Annotated in this window: 18 protein-coding genes and 5 pseudogenes; 12 read left to right on the plus strand and 11 right to left on the minus strand. The window is 35.8% G+C overall.

What is annotated here, in order from left to right; all coding sequences use genetic code 11:
- Window positions 1-26 precede the first annotated feature (26 nt).
- Window positions 27-176 carry a hypothetical protein gene (locus tag NON16_RS02975; protein WP_257346968.1) on the minus strand — a complete coding sequence of 50 codons (150 nt, stop codon included), beginning with the start codon at window positions 174-176 and terminating at the stop codon, window positions 27-29.
- A gap of 315 nt (window positions 177-491) precedes the next feature.
- Between NON16_RS02975 and NON16_RS02980 the strand changes: the two genes are divergently transcribed.
- On the plus strand, window positions 492-704 hold the full coding sequence (locus NON16_RS02980) for a hypothetical protein (protein ID WP_257346970.1): 213 nt from the start codon (window positions 492-494) through the stop codon (window positions 702-704).
- An 803-nt stretch (window positions 705-1507) separates the two neighbouring features.
- Here NON16_RS02980 and NON16_RS02985 read toward each other — a convergent pair.
- Window positions 1508-1675, minus strand: coding sequence for a hypothetical protein (locus NON16_RS02985; RefSeq protein WP_257346972.1), 168 nt, complete (start codon window positions 1673-1675; stop codon window positions 1508-1510).
- Between the two features lie 448 nt (window positions 1676-2123).
- On the opposite strand from NON16_RS02985, the pseudogene NON16_RS02990 reads away from it, so the two are divergent.
- The 3 genes and pseudogenes from NON16_RS02990 to NON16_RS03000 form a co-directional block, all read left to right on the plus strand.
- Window positions 2124-2327: pseudogene (locus NON16_RS02990) on the plus strand (site-specific integrase); the annotation flags it as partial.
- Window positions 2301-2930 (plus strand): tyrosine-type recombinase/integrase, encoded by a 630-nt coding sequence (locus NON16_RS02995; RefSeq protein WP_372508737.1) that lies wholly within the window; start codon window positions 2301-2303, stop codon window positions 2928-2930. The pseudogene NON16_RS02990 and the gene NON16_RS02995, both read left to right, overlap by 27 nt.
- 126 nt (window positions 2931-3056) lie before the next feature.
- Window positions 3057-3359 carry a DUF4158 domain-containing protein gene (locus tag NON16_RS03000; protein ID WP_257346973.1) on the plus strand — a complete coding sequence of 101 codons (303 nt, stop codon included), beginning with the start codon at window positions 3057-3059 and terminating at the stop codon, window positions 3357-3359.
- Between the two features lie 622 nt (window positions 3360-3981).
- On the opposite strand, the gene NON16_RS03005 is transcribed toward NON16_RS03000, so the two are convergent.
- The 5 genes and pseudogenes from NON16_RS03005 to NON16_RS03025 all read right to left on the minus strand — a co-directional run.
- Window positions 3982-4140, minus strand: coding sequence for a hypothetical protein (locus tag NON16_RS03005; protein WP_257346975.1), 159 nt, complete (start codon window positions 4138-4140; stop codon window positions 3982-3984).
- 321 nt (window positions 4141-4461) lie between these two features.
- Window positions 4462-5010 carry a shikimate kinase gene (locus tag NON16_RS03010; protein ID WP_257346977.1) on the minus strand — a complete coding sequence of 183 codons (549 nt, stop codon included), beginning with the start codon at window positions 5008-5010 and terminating at the stop codon, window positions 4462-4464.
- A 216-nt stretch (window positions 5011-5226) separates the two neighbouring features.
- Window positions 5227-5442, minus strand: a complete 216-nt coding sequence (locus NON16_RS03015; RefSeq protein WP_257346979.1) for a hypothetical protein — start codon at window positions 5440-5442, stop codon at window positions 5227-5229.
- Between the two features lie 315 nt (window positions 5443-5757).
- The gene (gene hisC / locus NON16_RS03020; RefSeq protein WP_257347230.1) at window positions 5758-6861 is read right to left on the minus strand and encodes a histidinol-phosphate transaminase; all 1104 of its coding nucleotides are present in this window, start codon (window positions 6859-6861) and stop codon (window positions 5758-5760) included.
- A 38-nt stretch (window positions 6862-6899) separates the two neighbouring features.
- A pseudogene (locus NON16_RS03025) lies at window positions 6900-7058 on the minus strand (chorismate synthase); the annotation flags it as partial.
- 732 nt (window positions 7059-7790) lie between these two features.
- Here NON16_RS03025 and NON16_RS03030 point away from each other — a divergent pair.
- The 4 genes from NON16_RS03030 (at window position 7791) to NON16_RS03045 (ending at window position 9700) form a co-directional block, all read left to right on the plus strand.
- The gene (locus NON16_RS03030) at window positions 7791-8870 is read left to right on the plus strand and encodes a bifunctional 3-deoxy-7-phosphoheptulonate synthase/chorismate mutase (RefSeq protein WP_257347232.1); all 1080 of its coding nucleotides are present in this window, start codon (window positions 7791-7793) and stop codon (window positions 8868-8870) included.
- A gap of 62 nt (window positions 8871-8932) precedes the next feature.
- Window positions 8933-9097, plus strand: a complete 165-nt coding sequence (locus NON16_RS03035; RefSeq protein WP_257346981.1) for a type 2 periplasmic-binding domain-containing protein — start codon at window positions 8933-8935, stop codon at window positions 9095-9097.
- A 216-nt stretch (window positions 9098-9313) separates the two neighbouring features.
- On the plus strand, window positions 9314-9466 hold the full coding sequence (locus tag NON16_RS03040) for a hypothetical protein (protein ID WP_257346983.1): 153 nt from the start codon (window positions 9314-9316) through the stop codon (window positions 9464-9466).
- A 123-nt stretch (window positions 9467-9589) separates the two neighbouring features.
- Complete coding sequence (locus NON16_RS03045; protein WP_257346985.1) at window positions 9590-9700, plus strand: YjcZ family sporulation protein; 111 nt, start codon at window positions 9590-9592, stop codon at window positions 9698-9700.
- A gap of 327 nt (window positions 9701-10027) precedes the next feature.
- On the opposite strand, the gene NON16_RS03050 is transcribed toward NON16_RS03045, so the two are convergent.
- From NON16_RS03050 to NON16_RS03065, 4 genes and pseudogenes are all read right to left on the minus strand, one after another.
- Entirely contained in the window at window positions 10028-10162 is a 135-nt protein-coding gene (locus tag NON16_RS03050; RefSeq protein WP_257346987.1) for a YjcZ family sporulation protein, read from the minus strand.
- 359 nt (window positions 10163-10521) lie between these two features.
- A pseudogene (locus NON16_RS03055) lies at window positions 10522-10640 on the minus strand (alpha/beta fold hydrolase); the annotation flags it as partial.
- Window positions 10641-11622: 982 nt separating this feature from the next.
- Window positions 11623-11883 carry an IreB family regulatory phosphoprotein gene (locus NON16_RS03060; RefSeq protein WP_372508738.1) on the minus strand — a complete coding sequence of 87 codons (261 nt, stop codon included), beginning with the start codon at window positions 11881-11883 and terminating at the stop codon, window positions 11623-11625.
- A gap of 352 nt (window positions 11884-12235) precedes the next feature.
- Window positions 12236-13339, minus strand: coding sequence for a GerAB/ArcD/ProY family transporter (locus NON16_RS03065; protein ID WP_257346991.1), 1104 nt, complete (start codon window positions 13337-13339; stop codon window positions 12236-12238).
- A 579-nt stretch (window positions 13340-13918) separates the two neighbouring features.
- Between NON16_RS03065 and NON16_RS25545 the strand changes: the two are divergent.
- From NON16_RS25545 to NON16_RS03085, 4 genes and pseudogenes are all read left to right on the plus strand, one after another.
- Window positions 13919-14061 (plus strand): annotated as a pseudogene (locus NON16_RS25545) (transposase); the annotation flags it as partial.
- A gap of 702 nt (window positions 14062-14763) precedes the next feature.
- Window positions 14764-14853, plus strand: a pseudogene (locus NON16_RS03075) (YjcZ family sporulation protein); the annotation flags it as partial.
- 218 nt (window positions 14854-15071) lie between these two features.
- Entirely contained in the window at window positions 15072-15350 is a 279-nt protein-coding gene (locus NON16_RS03080; protein ID WP_257346993.1) for a YppG family protein, read from the plus strand.
- A gap of 855 nt (window positions 15351-16205) precedes the next feature.
- Window positions 16206-16460, plus strand: coding sequence for a YmaF family protein (locus NON16_RS03085; RefSeq protein WP_372508739.1), 255 nt, complete (start codon window positions 16206-16208; stop codon window positions 16458-16460).
- Window positions 16461-16955 lie beyond the last annotated feature (495 nt).

Raw genomic sequence — 16955 nt, forward strand, 5'->3', positions numbered from 1 at the left:
ATAAGTATATTTTTGATATGTTATTGTTATATTGGAATCTTTTTATATTCTTCGATAGCCTTCATTGAAACCCATTCAATAAACTTTTTCTCATCGTCAAACAAGGGACGGTTCAACCTTAGTTGAAACTCAATAATAAACCTCTCGTATATAGCTTCAAACATCTGATTTTCCAAGTTTAAGCACCTACCTATGTTTTTAATAGTGGTTAGGCTCAATTAACCCCAATATGAATATATGTAAGGGTTCACTTTTTTAAAACAGGGCGGAATAAATGATACAGCAATTAAATTTGTTAAGCGAATACAACTGTACCGAAATACTAGCAGAGAACATTTTAGCTTTCTGACCATTCAAATTTTTCTTCTGATTTCATAATACTTTACATAAATTGATGTACATTTTTTTAGGTTGGATTCCTTTTCACGAGTGGAAGTCTTTATTGGCCAAGCCTGAACATGTTCGCGTACAGAGTATAAGAGAGGATTACTATGGTTAATTTCGACGTGAAAGAGGTAATTGAGATTAAAAAAAAGGGAATAAAGGTACTGGAAGAAAAGTCAAAACACATACTGCATACGATGAACTCATTTGACCACACTGACATCGATTTATATATATTAGAGACGGAGATGCAAGTTGTCACTCATCACATACTGACACTTCAAAATTTGGTCAAACAGTTGGAAAAAGCAATAAAATAATTATGTTCTGAACTCTTAGGAATATTATAAGGCTTGGTAAACAGGCATACTGATCGATTTCTATTATGCGATTACACTTTTTACACAATGGCTATGTGCCGTTCTGAGTATCAGTTTCTTGACAAACTTCGACCATATTTTTTCCTTGAGAACAGCCGTTTATATTTGCCATTTCCATTAGGTTTTATTCCTCGGATTGACAGTTCCTCGTCTCTTGAACATTTCGGAAACCGTTCAGGAAGTGGCCGAATGGTGTTTGCTTCAATTCGTATGACTAAAAGATAAAAAGCAGGGGGGTATTCCTGCTTTTTATTTAAACTATCTTACCTGGTTCCAAACTCGATCAAGATTTAAGGGGACATATACTTTATCCCCATGTATTTGCCTATGTATAATGGGGTTTGCAAAAGATTGATTCAAATAATCGATCTCTTTTTTATGCCTGCTCTAGGATTGATCCCTAACAAATTTTCGAATCTTGCTCCAGAAGATTTCATATCCCTTCTCCTTTTTTCTCATTTATGGAAAACAACATTTATAATATATCCATTCTGGGCTTTAATATAGCGTCTCTTGTTCCGTTATAAAAAAAGATGAAAACAAGAAAAAAACAACCGGCTCCTAACGTACAGGAACCGGTTACAATGTGACTAAACATATAACTTTTTAGGGTGACCCCTAATCGGGGAAGCAACTGGGTTGCTATCAAAAAAAAACACGTTGAAATCAGGGGGGTTTATTTTTTGATCAATATGGTGTTTTGCGGTTTATCGCAGCTTAGTTCTCCTCTACCTCTATAAGAACTAATCCATTTTATTAACGGGTGTAACAACCGCATATAGATAATCGTTTGAATCCTTCATATTTTTTTGTATGACTTTGTAACAAGATGAGGGTTTACTGTCTTTTTTTAACTTCTCAGACAGTACATCATGTTTACCATGTTTGATTCGTCTTTTTTCATTTCTCATGGCTATTTAACCTCCTACAATCCTTTACCCACAAACCTAAATATATTCAAGGGAACAAAAATTGATACAACATTCAAAAAAATAAACGTTTATAATAGTGAAAATGCCTCATAAGTATCAAAAAAACCCCCTTATATTAGGGGTAAAACCAGCAACGCTACGATGAAGTGCAATTTGCCCAAAAAATGGTAAAATTTTTATTTTAGGAAAAATTGAATGCTAATTACATATTTTATAAAAGACCCCTTTGGATATCCAAAGGGGTCTCAGCTTGAGGTAACGGATCGCGTAAAAATACAGTCAAAGATATAATTAGTTCAAAAATTACTTAAATATAAAAGTAGCATATAAGAGGTCTTCTGCGTCACTTTTTCGTTATAATAGACTCATATAATTAAAAAAGAGGGTCGTTAATGGTGAAAAAAGTGTCACAGAACTCGATGGGTTTAAAAACTATCTTTTCGAAAAAGGAAAAAGAGAGAAAACAATTAAAGATTATATGAGACATATAAACAATTTTGATAACTGGCTACAATCTGAAGGCAGCGATTTGGAACAATTAACCCGTTATGATGTCCAGCAATATATCAAACATTTACAAGATAGAGGGAATAAAGCAACCACCTTGAATCCGAAATTTAGTGCTATTATAGCTTATGCCCGGTACTTTGGGCAATGTCATCTGGTTGAAAACATCCAGCGTCCTGAGATTCGCCATACCAGGCATATTTCTCCTAAATCATTGCCTCGGAGTGATCGCAACCGTATGTTTCGTGAACTAGAGAGATCTGGCAACCTTCGCTCGATAGCAATTGCTTATCTGCTGCTTTATACAGGTTTACGTGTTTCTGAATTAACGGCTATAAACCGGAATGATGTACATATGGGAGAGCGATCCGGCAATGTGGTCGTACGTGATGGGAAAGGTGGAATTGCCCGTACCGTGCCGTTACCATCCGAAGCACGGTACCATCTTCGTCGATACTTAGAAATTCGTGAGGACGATGATCCAGCACTATTTCTCTCTAACTTTAAAAAACGGATATCCGATCGGGCAGTTCAAAGGATCTTCGAAAAGCTGGGTATTCACGCACATATGTTACGTCACACTTACGGAAGGGAACTTGTTTCCTCTGGTGTTGATATTGCAACTGTAGCCGAATTAATGGGGCACAACGATGTAAATGTCACACGAAGATATGCAGCGCCCTCCATGAAAGACTTGGAGCAAGCAGTAGAAAAAGTATTTGGATAATATAAAATGCATCTCTGAAAAACAAAATATAATATTGTCCATTGAAGGTATTTTATTGGAATAATCCCTTGATGTTAAACCAATAAGAAGTTGGAAGTTGATATTATTTTTTGGAGAGGTTATTTTATGAAAAAACATTGGGAACTAGATGAATTGATCGATCATTTTACATTGATAGAACCTGAAAAAAAGTTAGTTGAAAGCAAATATTTGAATACACAGCTCGGCTTTGCTGTTCTTATGAAATATTTTCAACTTGAAGCTAGATTTCCTTCAAAACTAACCGACATTCCTAAAACAGTAATTGATTTTATTGCTAGGCAGCTAAGGATCCCATTGGATATGTATAATCATTATTCTTGGAACTCACGGACTATGAAGAATCATCGAAATGAAATTCGCAAATTATTACTTCACCTTGTGTTTTAGGTGATAATCCCCATAAAGAATCCCATGGATCAACCATTTGGGTTTCAATTAAACCACCGAGATGCTTTATCCATCTGCTCCCATTTATCATTTTTTTCTTTTGATTTTGGCATTCTATTATTCCTCCTTTGTTTATTTTGTTTTATACTATTCAGACATTCTTTAATACGATTAAGTGTGTAACATATTTTTGTTAAAAAAACAAAACTGTACATGCCCCCATCAGGCTATAAACTTATTCAGATTTTGGCTTAAATTCAAAACTCATGCAAAAATGCTTTCATATCTCCTATCATCTGCCTACTCATCATTAGGAATAATTTCATACTATATCTTATACCCAAACCTCTTGAATTACACACTATCTCTATCCCCTGTTTTTAAAATGATAACAGGGGGTATCTATGTCTAAACTTATTCTCGATACCATTTTTAATTGAATATAACAACTAATGTAACTGCATTCTAATAGATATTCAGACTTTCATTATATGGATGTTTTTGAAGCTCTTTCTAGTTCCTCGCCGTTTCGTTTGAGGCTTTCTTCCTTGATTGAACCCTCTCCGGTTCTTTGATGTAAATCAGTTCACGATTTGCGCCAAGGAACAAGCGATATCATCCCCTACTTTAATGGAACCAATGACTCATATTTCCCGCTCTCCATCGAAAATAGACTTCCGATTGGGTGATCCAACAATTCTTTGAAGTATCGAGATACTTGTATGTAGTGCTTATTGGTTACTGTAAAATCATACATCGTTTCTTTCCAAACCAACGCCATGGATGCATTTAATACACCCTCCTTTTGTATGTAACTTGTGGCTATGACAGCACCCCTGAATTACCACCTAAGGTCAAATTCGTCACAATAACAATCGAATTCAATAAAACAATTGTTCAAAATCGGCTTCGAACGGAGTACACGCGGAAAAAAGTACTTTAAACAACACAATCAAGGAAATATCCACGTTAATACTAGAATACCAGATCACATATTATAAGAGTAAAGGGGAGGTGATTATCAATGGGCATAAATGGAAAATCTAATGAATTCGAGAACGACGTGGCATCTTTTTCAAGGAACGAAGAAATTCGCATTTTATCATTTGGGGCTATTTGAACATCCTCTATCAGTACTCCGTTTTGACAACATCTGAGTTTTTATCCAACCTACAATTTCTGGTGCAATTCTTGGGATGCTTTTCCCTTCTGTCTCAACAATCAAATCTGCATCATGATAATAAGGCTGTCTCTGTTTAAACAGCTTTTGAAGCTCCCTTCTCGTTTTGCCGGCAGCAAGTGGTCTCGATAAATCATCATGAAGACGATTGAAAATGGTATTGACCGAAGATTCCAGTGTAATTACATAGCCATTCTCCTTCATGAAACATCGATTTTCCTTTCGGAGTACCATCCCTCCACCTGTAGTTATAATGACATTCTCTCTTGGCAATTCACGGAGGGCTGTCTGTTCCTCGTCACGGAAATACATCTCACCCTTCCTTTCAAAGATCGAAGGTATGTCCCACGCTAGCTTTTCCTCGATATATTGATCGGTATCAATGACAGGTAGATCCAACACTTTTCCGAGCTCATTTCCGATGGACGTCTTCCCTACTGCCATAAAGCCTGTTATATAGATTGCTCTCATTACACCACCACCCATTTTTCAACTTCTTTCTTAAAAAACTAGAAGTCAGGTACTTCAATATTATTACTGTGAAAAAAGATTGGAGAGATTATTTTTCCAAATCTCCTTAAAATTTTCTTTTGGATTTATCCGCTTTAAATTCACTTCTGTAACATCGAGAAGAAGGCAATACTAAAGAAGACGCAGTTCATACATTTTTAAAAAAGGGGAGAGCGCCTAATTCGTTCGTAAGTGGATTGGATCTAGAGGCTTCTGGTTCTTTATAGATACGGTGTAACCTAAGCTTTCAAGTCTTCGTAGAGAATACCGAACAATAGATTGCTGTCTTCGTTTATCAAAGTAATCTTCAACTAAGTCTACATACATTTCTTTTCGAGATGCTGTACGTCTATATAGTGCACCAAGATAGTCATTAGATCCAGGTGGATTCAAAAAAGAAGCCCTTTGTTTTATATACTAATGCTTTTATCCAATTATCCTCTGTTTATATTCAGAGGTTATGGTCACTGGATAACATTCTATTAATTATTCCCAGCAAATTAAAATACGGATGATATCCTATCAGAGCTTTCACTATTTGACTTTATAAGATTGGCTTTAAGGCAATAGACCCTTTATATCCTGTATCGACCCAAATCGACTTTGCTTAAGTAATTTTCTAGGGTAACTAAACCTATATGAATCGATTATACTTAACCGATTTATGTTCATTTTCTATCACCACCACAAGTGATACTCCAGCACCATCTAATCTTCTATAAGCATTTCTGTTAATAACGATATAATACCATTATTATCCTCAACAGAGCTTATTGTGGTCCGAATCCCACCTTTAGTAGGATGAACGATATATCCTCTGTGAAACAGATATTGAAAAACTTCTTCTAAGTTTTTATCTGGCTTGATATATATGAAGTTTCCTTGTGATGGATAGTACTGGACGTTGTATTCATCACAAAAGGAATAGTATTGTTGTAGTCCCTTTTGGTTGACCAATGAACTTCTCTTTACAAATGTATTGTCTGTTAAGGCTGTTTGTGCCGCAATCTGTGCGAAACTAGAAGTATTAAATGGTAGTCTGCAAACATCCAATTTCTCCATAAGCACTTCATTCCCAATAGCATAACCTATTCGAAATGAAGCAAGTCCATATGCTTTTGAAAACGTTCGTAACACGAGTGAATTTTTATATTCTCGTATGAGGCTTATCGACTCTGGAAAGTCGGTTACCGTAACATATTCATAATAGGCTTCATCTAGGATAACAAGTGTATCTTTTGGAATTTGTTCCAAAAAGCGACGTAGCTCTTTCTCATTGACATAAGTTCCTGTCGGATTATTCGGATTACAGATCCAAACGATGCTTGTACGTTCATCAACAGCTTTTTGCATTCCCTCTAAATCATGACGTCCTTCCTTAAGGGGAACCTCACGTATTTCCACATTTTCAATAATGGCATGATGACGATACTGTGGAAAAGTAAGTGAAGCCATAACGACATTCGTTTCCTCGGATAATAAACATCGACTAATTATTTGAATCATCTCATCTAAACCACTGCTAAATAAAAGCTGATTTTGTTTAACGCCTAAATGGTTTGCAACCTTTTCTCTCAATTGTCGAGCCCGGCTATCGGGGTAATGTGCATATTTAGAGAAAGCACTTAATGCTTCAGATACTTTTTCAGAACAACCAAAAGGATTTTCATTCGATGCTAGATTCACAATTTTTGTTAAACCAGTTTCCTTTTTTACCTCTTCAATTGATTTTCCAGGAACATATGGTTTTAATGTCAACAATTGTTTTTTACCTTCATTACTTCTCCACCCTTGCTCTTTTTTTAAATGAATCAATACTCGCAAACTTAGATGAATATCTATAGATGAACTTAATAAAACAACCTCGTGTTGTTTTTATGGAGTTTAACGTTTTCTCTGATCACTTCCATTTGGTCATTTCCGAACTGTTCGACAACAGCTTTTGGAAGTTCCCATGCTACAACTGCTTCAGCCACAACACTTGCAGACGGTACCGTACAACTGTCAGAACCTTAAACGGCTCTCCTTGGAATCAACATGGCAAAATTCAAAGCTTATTCCGTAGAACAAGGAGAACTCGTTCCGTCTTATTTGAGCGAATGGGTACCAGACAATCACTTAGTTCGGTTGATCAGCGCCTTGTAGATGAATTGGACCTCCCTTCCATTACGGATGTCTATTCTGCTCGTGGAGGAGAAGCTTACCATCCTGCCCTGTTATTAAAATTATGGTTTTACGGCTAAGAAGCACTCCTTTTTTAAAGTCAAATGAAGCGGGGGTGGTCCAGATCTATCTATTCACCGTGGTTTGGAATAATGCAATTCGAAAGGCTTGTGAAACTCTTGTTAATACTACCTATTTCTCTATATCGAAGTTTGAAAAATTATTAGACATACACTTCATATTTCATAACGCATTCATTGAGGTAGGAATGTATTAATTTTAGCTTGGATCAAGGATAGTTATAACTATGAAAGACAAAAAGTAATCGTGATTGTACCTCTTCAATGAATTTCTCCGAATAAATATCTACAACGAAGATTTCAATTATCAAAGCCTTGTTTCGCTTATTGTTAATCACCTTTACTTGCACAATTTTTATTGTTTACACATACAGTAGCAGTAGGCTTTTGTGGTCAATTGTATTAAATCCACAGAAAGAAGTACTAGTTAACTTCTACATATGTGTTACTCGGAAGCCTTGAACTATTATCAATACCGAGACTAGAGGGAGTGGAAAAATTGTGTCAAATGAATTAGAAGTAATACGTACAGAGATAGAAGAACTTAGCTTAAAAATTTTAGATCTTTTAAACCAAAGAGGAGTACTTGCCCAAAAAATTGGTAGGATCAAGAAGATGAAAGGTACACAGCGTTTTGATCCTGTCCGTGAGCGGAGTCTTCTTGACTTAATAGCTGAAAACAATAAGGGTCCTTTTGACACTCCTACCCTTCAACATATTTTCAAAAGTATTTTCCAAGCAAGCTTGGAACTACAAGAAGGAGATAACCGAAAAGAACTTCTGGTATCAAGAAAACGAAAACCAAACAATACTGTCATCAAAATTAAAGATGAACTGATTGGTGATGGGAATCCACATTTTGTAATAGGTCCTTGCGCAGTTGAAAGTGAGGAGCAGGTCCGGTGTGTGGCAAAAGTAATAAAAGATCATGGAATAACCTTAATTCGGGGTGGCGCTTTTAAACCTAGAACTTCCCCATATGATTTTCAGGGACTCGGCTTTGAAGGTTTAAAGATCTTACGGCAGGTAGCTGATAAATATAATCTTGCGGTGGTCAGTGAAATACTGAATCCCAATGATCTGGAAAAAGCTATGGATTATGTAGACGTGATTCAAATAGGTTCACGAAATATGCAGAATTTTGAATTATTAAAAGCAGCAGGACTGGTAAATAAGCCAATCTTATTAAAGCGTGGATTGTCTGCAACAATTGAAGAATTCATGTATGCTGCCGAATATATCATTGAAAAAGGAAATGATCAAATCATACTTTGTGAGAGAGGGATTAGAACATACGAACGAGCTACTAGAAATACACTTGATATAACCGCAGTTCCTATTCTCAAAAAAGAGACACACTTGCCTGTATTTGTGGATGTAACTCATTCAACTGGACGAAAAGATTTAGTCCTTCCTGCTGCTCGGGCAGCACTTGCTATAGGAGCCGATGGAGTCATGGCAGAGGTCCATCCTGATCCCCCTATAGCTTTATCTGACCCTGCTCAACAAATGAATATTCCTGAGTTCAACAACTTCATGAATAAGTTAAAAAGCAAATCAGACGATTTTAATCTCTAATAGAAAAATTACAGCGCTGTATTGGTATTGATTAAAGTTTACATATAGGAGGAAAGAATATTATGAATTCTGTCGGCTTTTTGAGGTCCAAGTGGAACATTTTACAATTAGCGGCGCAAAAGGTATTCCCCAATGAAATTCTTCAACCATACCCTACTATCGTCGAATGCATGGAAGATGCTATGCATGGCAAAATAGACTTTGCGATAGTACCTTTAGAAAATTAGATTGAAGGGTCTATCCCTATGACTATCGATTATTTATTTCATCAATAAGCCTAATTAGAGGTCGGCTTTTTCCGATTGATCTCATCTTTGAATTAAAGAATCATTTTAACTGTCAGAAAAACTATGGTTTAAAAAAGCAGCACTTACATATATTCAATAAGTGATAATTTTAAGTAAACCCTCTTCTTTGAACAAATATTGAAAGGTGGCTTAAAAATGGGAGATCAAACAATGTTTGAGGGTTTGTATAGAAGGCTTGCTATCGAATTCCAAATAACCTTAAACCGGCCTTTACTTGAAGATGAAAAAAACTTTATTGAATGGCTTTCAAAGAAGGCTATCGAAGAATATAAAAAGATTCCAATATAACAATAACATATCAAAAATATACTTATTCACCAATACAATAGTCCTGTCCACTGCTGATTTTTTTCATAGCATACTAAGGGAAGAGGATAACTCTTTCAATAAATGTTGATGGTGGTGAAAAATATGTCAGGTTATGGTGGACGTGGTTCTGGATTTGCATTGATTGTTGTGTTGTTTATTCTACTCATTATTGTTGGGGTAGCTTTCGTTGAGGATGATAAGCGTGATTATTAATATTTAACCCTTTACCCAAATCATAGATCTCCAGCACTCTCTCTTTTCCACGATAGCCATAGGATATCGTTTTTTTTATTTCAATTATGAAAGAAGCTCACTTCAAACGAGATAGACTTGGAGGACATTACTAATTTTGTTGAGGATTTGTCCCAGTAATAAATTAAGTGATAACAGATTAGTACTTATTCCATTAAGGGGTAACGCCATGTCGTTACCCCTTAATGATAAAAAGAAGTTCTTACCTAACAAAAAAGAAGCATGTCTCACTACAGCGATTCTGAGAACAACGTTTTAAATTCCGTTGTCTCCTTATTTGTCATTAAATTAATAATACTTTTTATCATCAAACATGGCTGCCCCAACAATAATAAGCAAGATAAACAATACTACAATTAACGCAAAGCCATTATTATCTCTTTTGCGACCAAAGTCGCCACCGAAGTTACCGAAACCACTCATAATATCACCACCTTTTTAGTCGATACCATATTTTATGAAGGTGGATGACAAATTGGAAAGACTAACGACTAGGAAGAACAAAAAAAGCCAAGAAGAAAATCCTCGACTTAAATTTGACAATTAAATTATTAAGTCAAACACAAACCGATACCGAAAATGTAGCTCAACTAGTTTCGAATTTATTAGATTTGGTATCAACTAGTTTAGATTGCTTGAAGTTTGCATTGTTTACGAAGGTCGTTAACCATTTTTTTGTTTATTGTCCAGGTGTAATTCTTTAAGTTGCGTATATTAACCCAATCATTCCTCCGGTGGAAGTGTACAGCAAATGTCCAAGAACTAATAGGATTCTGATGCCTTTTAAGAGTTTCCAGCCTCCCTGAGGTTAACAAGGTATACTTTATGTTTAGAGGTAAACGTTTCAGCAAAGTAATCACCACTATTATTAAATTCAATAATGGTGAGTGACACAAACTGGAGTACGGACTCAAAATCACTGAATTTTATACTCTATGAATAACAAACGTATAGCCTCCTAGTTTTGTCTATACTAACTCAGTAATAGTTTCATAGAATGTTCATACGAAGATTAACTCAAAGTTGTTATCCTAGTATCAGCTAATAATCTATACCTCTTTGCCCCCGCGAAGAACGGGAGTTTTTTTCACATATTGAAACTGCCGTTACAAGTTGTCCATCTCTTACATAGATTATTGATATAGATTTTTGAAAGAAAAGGAGCCAGTGCAGTGGGAGAGATTATTCCTTGGGAACTATTTGAAAAATACAGGAAAAACAACCAAAAAAAACAGGAAAAATCCGTGACAGTAAATGATTTAGTTAACGAGCTGATACTACACCTTCTTAGATTTTGGACAAAAAACACCTAAATTCACTTGAAATCTAGGTGTTTTTTGATTTAAAAAAGAAATTATGTTTCATTTCAACTGCCCTTTATAACCCTATTAGGGGTAATTACAGGGTTGCTGCTCTAGTCCGTCAGATGTTTTACATAAAATACCTTTTTCGCTGAAAAAGTTCCTAGAATCGAAGTATTGATTCGGAATTTTTTGATTAGAAAATTGAATGTTTGCTTGAGAGGTTTAGATACGTATTTTTAACATAGTTCCGTTTCGATAATAAAATCGGAACTTGTGAACCTTAAGAATCATTATATCAATGATTACAATTTTTGTAATTACTTTGCGGGTGGCTTCGCTGGTACTGCCCCTAACAGAATCAGGTATGTCCTTTACGGCTTCTTTAACTGAACTCCCTGTATCTATCCCTGTATCTAAATTAGGGAAACAGAAATGAAATATCTCCGTATTAGTTTAATAAGGGGATAGCAAGAATTCTTCACCAATACTTTTTTTGCCACTTCTACAGTAGGTGACCATTTGGGGTGCTATGGGAAACACCAAGGTTCCCCCTCTTTCTGGTCTTTATGTAAAAATTTGCTAGTGATTCTTGGTTAGGTATGTTCTGATGATTTCCTCGATTAACTCATCACGTTCAATTTTTTTAATGATATTTCTTGCATTTTTATGACGAGGAATATAAGCAGGGTCACCTGAAAGGAGGTAACCAGTAATTTGGTTGATAGGATTATATCCCTTTTCTTGTAACGCATCATACACCTCGGAAAGAATTTCAGTAACGAGAGCGTGGTAGGGATCCTTGTCAAATTCAATTTTTTTCGTTTGATCCATAGTCTCAATCCTTTTTGAATTATGATGTACCCTATTTTGTAGGTAATTAAACATACATATTTTGGATAGACTGCACTTCACCGTAGTTGTAGATTTAAAACAAAGTCGCGATGTTTGTTAAAAAGACGCGATGTTTAAAATAAAGTCACGACGTTTATAAAAAAGATGCGAAGCATTGCTCCCTTTGGATGTCCTTTGTCTAAAGGGGCTTTTTATGGTGAAAATAATATAATGATATTCCATTAAAGGACCATATTGCGGAATAAAGGGGCTAGAGCAAAAACGTTAATGTTCCAAGTTGTTTAACATCAGTAAGCAATTTTTTTAAAACAGTTTTCTTTATTTATCGAACATTGGATGCTTAGTACGAACCAGAATTCCCCCTCTTTTTTCTTAGCATGGCCACCCCTAACAAAACTAATGGAAGAAAAAGTCCGTAAGTCAAGGAATAAGGTGTCCATATCGTTTTAATAAATTGTTTGAAATAGACGATATTTGGAAAGTCCACAATAGAAAGAACAATTATGATGATACCCAAAGGAAAAGTCAAAAAACGATAATCTTTTAGTTTGAACGTTTGTGCAAATATTAAAGTAGAAGCATAAAAAGTAATCGCCATCTTAAAATAAACCGTAATAAACCAAATGAATGCCATGATCGCTTCGACCCGTTGGAAAAGGTCGCCAATATTTATTTTTCTTGCTAATGAATAACTTGGATACATTTGTCTTGTGGATTGATCAGCACCAAGAACTGCAATACTTAAAAATGTGATGACAATTAAAAACACACCACCGATCAGTGTACCAAGTAAATAGAATTTTTTGACTTCCTTTTTTCGGTTGATATAGGGATATAATATTAAAAACACTTCAAGTTGCAGGAAAGGAAGGCCGAGAAATTGAAAAGCACCTGAAACAATGGGTTTTACCTCTTCACCTATAGGCTGTATTTTTTCAACCTCAATATGCGGGGAAATCGAAATCACTAAAATAAAAAAAAGCAATATAAACCATGGAAAGAAAATCTCCGATGCACGAGCAATCGGTTCAATTCTTAGTCTTACACCCATAATAATAATGGATAAAAAAATAATATGTATGGCTTGAATTGGTGTCTCAGGCATAATTTGCGTTGTCATAAAATCCCCTATTAATCGAAGCAATCCGGCTGTATGCTCAAAAAAATAAAAAAAGAATAGAAGGGAAACGACTTTTCCTATCCATTTACCTAAAATCTCCTCACTATATTGTGCTAAAGTCATGTCAGGAAAACGGCTGCCGAGAGCGTTGTATAACATTACCAAGGACAGTGACAATACGAGGCCGAGAATAGCTGCGATCCAAGCATCCTGTTTCGCTTCCGAGGCAAGTTGTGATGGTACAACTAAGATACTGCCGCCAACAATGAATAAAATAAGCAATATCGTAAACTGCCTTACAGATATTTTCCCATTCTCAAGCATTTTTAAGACCTACTTTCAACTTAAACTATTCTCTAATCTCATTCTGTTCTAGATCTAAATGATTCATACGCCTATAAGCTTAATAAACTAAAGGGCACAATTGTTTCTATAAGCTCGGGCCGGCTTTAACAGCTTTTAATAATATTATTGATCTTCAAGAATCGGGCGCGCGCGACAAGTTCTGTTATAATGTCAACATCAATTGAAAATCCCTCAAAATAATCAGTTGAATATTCCCCGAAAAGGGGAATAAAGGGGGTGCCCCCTAGGGGGCGAATGAATTAACTGTTCGAATATCACCTGTTTAATCGGTTTTTCTTAATCGGAAAGCATCTCTTCATTCAATTAAATGGCTTTGGTACCCGTCACACCCGACCACTTTGTTTGAGTTAATTTGGACATTGTCTAGGATCTCTAATACGGCTCTCCCTGTCCGCTTTACCCACTACCTAGTAGTTTAATGCTTTTTGTTTGGTCGCCTTTCGAATGAGTGCTCCAATAAACATATAAACTAAGCAACAAATAGCCCCAAGCTAGGCCGACCTTCAAGAAGGATCATGGAGAACAAAAACATTTGGAAAACATGATCCCGTAGAACAAAATGCAATAGAAGGGAAATTTGGAAGGGCAAGTGCAGCTATGGGCTTGGTCTTATTCGAGCACGCCTTCCACAAACGAATGAATCCGTGATCGCCCTCCAATTCCTCGTAATGAACTTGGAGCACTCCCACGGAAAGGTTTTACGTACTACTTAACAAAAAATGGAAACAGTTTAAAGAAAATGATGGAGCCAAGCGCAACACCTGTTAATCCACCTAGAAAGCCACCAGCAAAAGAACCTCCCCCCATAAAAACATGCTACATCCAGGCAACGAATGATCTGGGCCATCATACCGAGGGCCATCTATAGGGGCTAGATATACATGTTCATGGTCGACATGGTCAATTATCCCTTTATAAACATGACCATCACAACATCTAATTTCAACTGCTTCACCAATATTTTTAAATGAAAATAATGTTCAGACAGTTTTTATCCTACTTCAAGGTCTTCCATATTAGGTTATGTTGAAAGACATTTTTGGTAAAGGATATGTATCGAGAATGAGTGAATTCCATTTTGAACTTTCTTATGCTTTATAGTTAGTAATGGTAATTATTTCCGAATTAGAAATTGATCCAAACCAAGGGAACGAATTATTTAAAATGTTTGATGAGAATCCATACTCAAAAACAAACAAACATTGTTTGCCTATTCTAATTCTACACGAATATCTTGTACAAATTTTAAACTTCAACATACATTATGGTGAGGAAATCCTAAAAATTAGAGAAAAGGAGAGAAAGGTATGGGTGCTGGATACGGAGGCTATAGCGGATTCGGCTGCTATTAATCCCTGAAAAAAGAATAAAAAGAGGGTAGCTACGGATATGGTTACGGCAGTGGTTTTGTACTCATCGTTGTATTATTTATCCTTTTAATTATCGTCGGAACAGCATTTGTTAAATACTAATGTATTTGTTTAGACAAAGGGGTTGCCTTTACTATATAGACAGCAATCTATCAAGGTTTATGAAGAGGTTACACCGAGAGAGATTTACCTCTTTTTTCTGAATTGTAAGTATTAGGATCTTTATTCCTTTCGTTATGATCATCTCTCTTGAATTTTTGCGTTTTCCACCGAAATTTCTTTATACGAATGACTTATAAGTCAAGAAAGGAGTTCGATTAATGAATTTTCAAAATCAAACCAACCAAAACCATGAAGATTATGAGGTTGATCCATTCGATATGATGTTCGGTTCTGGACCTCCCCCACCTCAACAAGTACCCCATAGGAACCAGTCGACTGAGTCCAACTTTATTAACCAAATGATGTCTGAATTCAAAACACCAGAAGGCCATTGGGATATAGATAAAATAAATTCAACCGTAGACGAAATGATGAAATTAGCTGGCCAATTTAAACAAATGGGCGGTGACATATTTTCATTATTTAAAAACAAGTAGAACCAAAAGATAGTGATAGGAAAGTGTAATAGAAAACAAGGTACGTCTATTATGTTTGTCTTCGAAGCTTTTTTTAATCGATACAAAAATTAAAAATTTTCAAGGTGGAGAATCGGTTTGAAACAAGAGATTCTCTTTTTTTACCAGTTACTTGTGGATTATAACGCTTTCCTTATCACTCGGTTAACTCACCTGTTCTGACCTGACTGGCCCCTCGTATATTAAAAAAGAATACAAAGAAGCATCTTCGGATTCCGAAAACGGGGCCCAAATCATCCAAACCTCCTAAATCGGGACGAATATCCGTGCCCAAATCCTCCAAGACTACCGTGTGGAAAGCCTCCAAATCCAAACTGTCTGTTGTCGTTATCCATATCACCTATTGGGACCAGCAAGTATAAATGATCGTTGTCTACGCCATCGGGCCATCATGTTACCTTCCTTCCTTGGTTTCAATTTGAACATAATAATACTTATATTCCTTACACATATGGTACAGCGTGAAAAATTCAGGGATTTTTTTCTTTGCCTTGGCATATAGTTATAGTGGTGTTGATCCTATACTTTCCTCAGCGACACGCTGGGGAATCTTTTTTGTTAAGTAACAGAATTGCGTTTATTCAATCGATCTCTTCAAATGGTTTTTTTATAAAAAGCGGTTTTTCACGTTAATGATTCTTTTCCCCTTTCATACAAATAGATATGTAAAAACAAATTAAGATTGGAGAGAACAACATGAAAATGCCTGTTTCTGGATTTGATTATTCTTCAGAGAATGCCGATGGGGAACATACACATGTGCTCTATCTTACGACTTGGGATGGGGAACCTTTACATGACCATGAATTTTGAGGAATAACCTCATTCGATGTCGGTCATCGACATGAATACGCTGGCACAACGAAACCTGCACCGAGTGGCGTTCCTCATACACACAGATACTTTACCATCACTTCATTTGATGATGGTCATGAACACCGTATTAAAGGAGTGACTGGACCTGCCATTCCCGTTCTAGGTGTGGGTCATTTTCATGAATTTAACGGGGTTACATCGATCGATGGTGATCCTCCACATAAACATGCCTATAAAGGAAAAACGGAAGTGTGAATATTGTAAAAAAGCACCTCATATTAAATTGGAGGTGCTTGCTTTTCTCAATATAGTTCCAGTTTAAGCGTATATCAAAAATAAAAACTCTTGAATCCTTTATCTCACACTTCGCACATCGATAGCATATTTGAAATTATTTATCCTAATTACTTATTATTACTTATTTTAGGTCAAATAAGATCTAATTACCATAACACATTAATAGATATCAAATTAGAATTCACATCAAAAAAATAATAACTTTGTCGATTGTGTTTCAGAAATCTAATTTTGTTGATTATGATCCGTGCGGAATGTGAGCTTTATTCTCTTTCCTTAAGTTTTTCGACATTTGATGTAAAAATCTTTGCTTCTTCTTCTGTTAATCCTTGGATCCCCTGTTTTACTGTAGCATCCAGAAATTTGGTTAGAAAAAACGTTCCATAAACGCCTCGATTATAAGGCCGTCGTTATTTCTAGCATATTCCTTTTGTTCATCGTTGTAATATTTTG

This window comes from Pseudalkalibacillus decolorationis (assembly GCF_024609785.1).
Taxonomy (GTDB): Bacteria; Bacillota; Bacilli; order Bacillales; family Fictibacillaceae; genus Pseudalkalibacillus; species Pseudalkalibacillus decolorationis.

Excerpts from the sequence above, each read along its gene's own strand:
- NON16_RS03005 (WP_257346975.1), bottom strand. The coding sequence starts at position 4,140 with ATGGCGTTGGTTTGGAAAGAAACGATGTATGATTTTACAGTAACCAAT.
- NON16_RS03050 (WP_257346987.1), bottom strand. The coding sequence starts at position 10,162 with ATGAGTGGTTTCGGTAACTTCGGTGGCGACTTTGGTCGCAAAAGAGAT.
- NON16_RS02980 (WP_257346970.1), top strand. The coding sequence starts at position 492 with ATGGTTAATTTCGACGTGAAAGAGGTAATTGAGATTAAAAAAAAGGGA.
- NON16_RS03045 (WP_257346985.1), top strand. The coding sequence starts at position 9,590 with ATGTCAGGTTATGGTGGACGTGGTTCTGGATTTGCATTGATTGTTGTG.
- NON16_RS03000 (WP_257346973.1), top strand. The coding sequence starts at position 3,057 with ATGAAAAAACATTGGGAACTAGATGAATTGATCGATCATTTTACATTG.
- NON16_RS03010 (WP_257346977.1), bottom strand. The coding sequence starts at position 5,010 with ATGAGAGCAATCTATATAACAGGCTTTATGGCAGTAGGGAAGACGTCC.
- NON16_RS03040 (WP_257346983.1), top strand. The coding sequence starts at position 9,314 with ATGGGAGATCAAACAATGTTTGAGGGTTTGTATAGAAGGCTTGCTATC.
- NON16_RS03035 (WP_257346981.1), top strand. The coding sequence starts at position 8,933 with ATGAATTCTGTCGGCTTTTTGAGGTCCAAGTGGAACATTTTACAATTA.
- NON16_RS03065 (WP_257346991.1), bottom strand. The coding sequence starts at position 13,339 with ATGCTTGAGAATGGGAAAATATCTGTAAGGCAGTTTACGATATTGCTT.
- NON16_RS02985 (WP_257346972.1), bottom strand. The coding sequence starts at position 1,675 with ATGAGAAATGAAAAAAGACGAATCAAACATGGTAAACATGATGTACTG.
- NON16_RS03080 (WP_257346993.1), top strand. The coding sequence starts at position 15,072 with ATGAATTTTCAAAATCAAACCAACCAAAACCATGAAGATTATGAGGTT.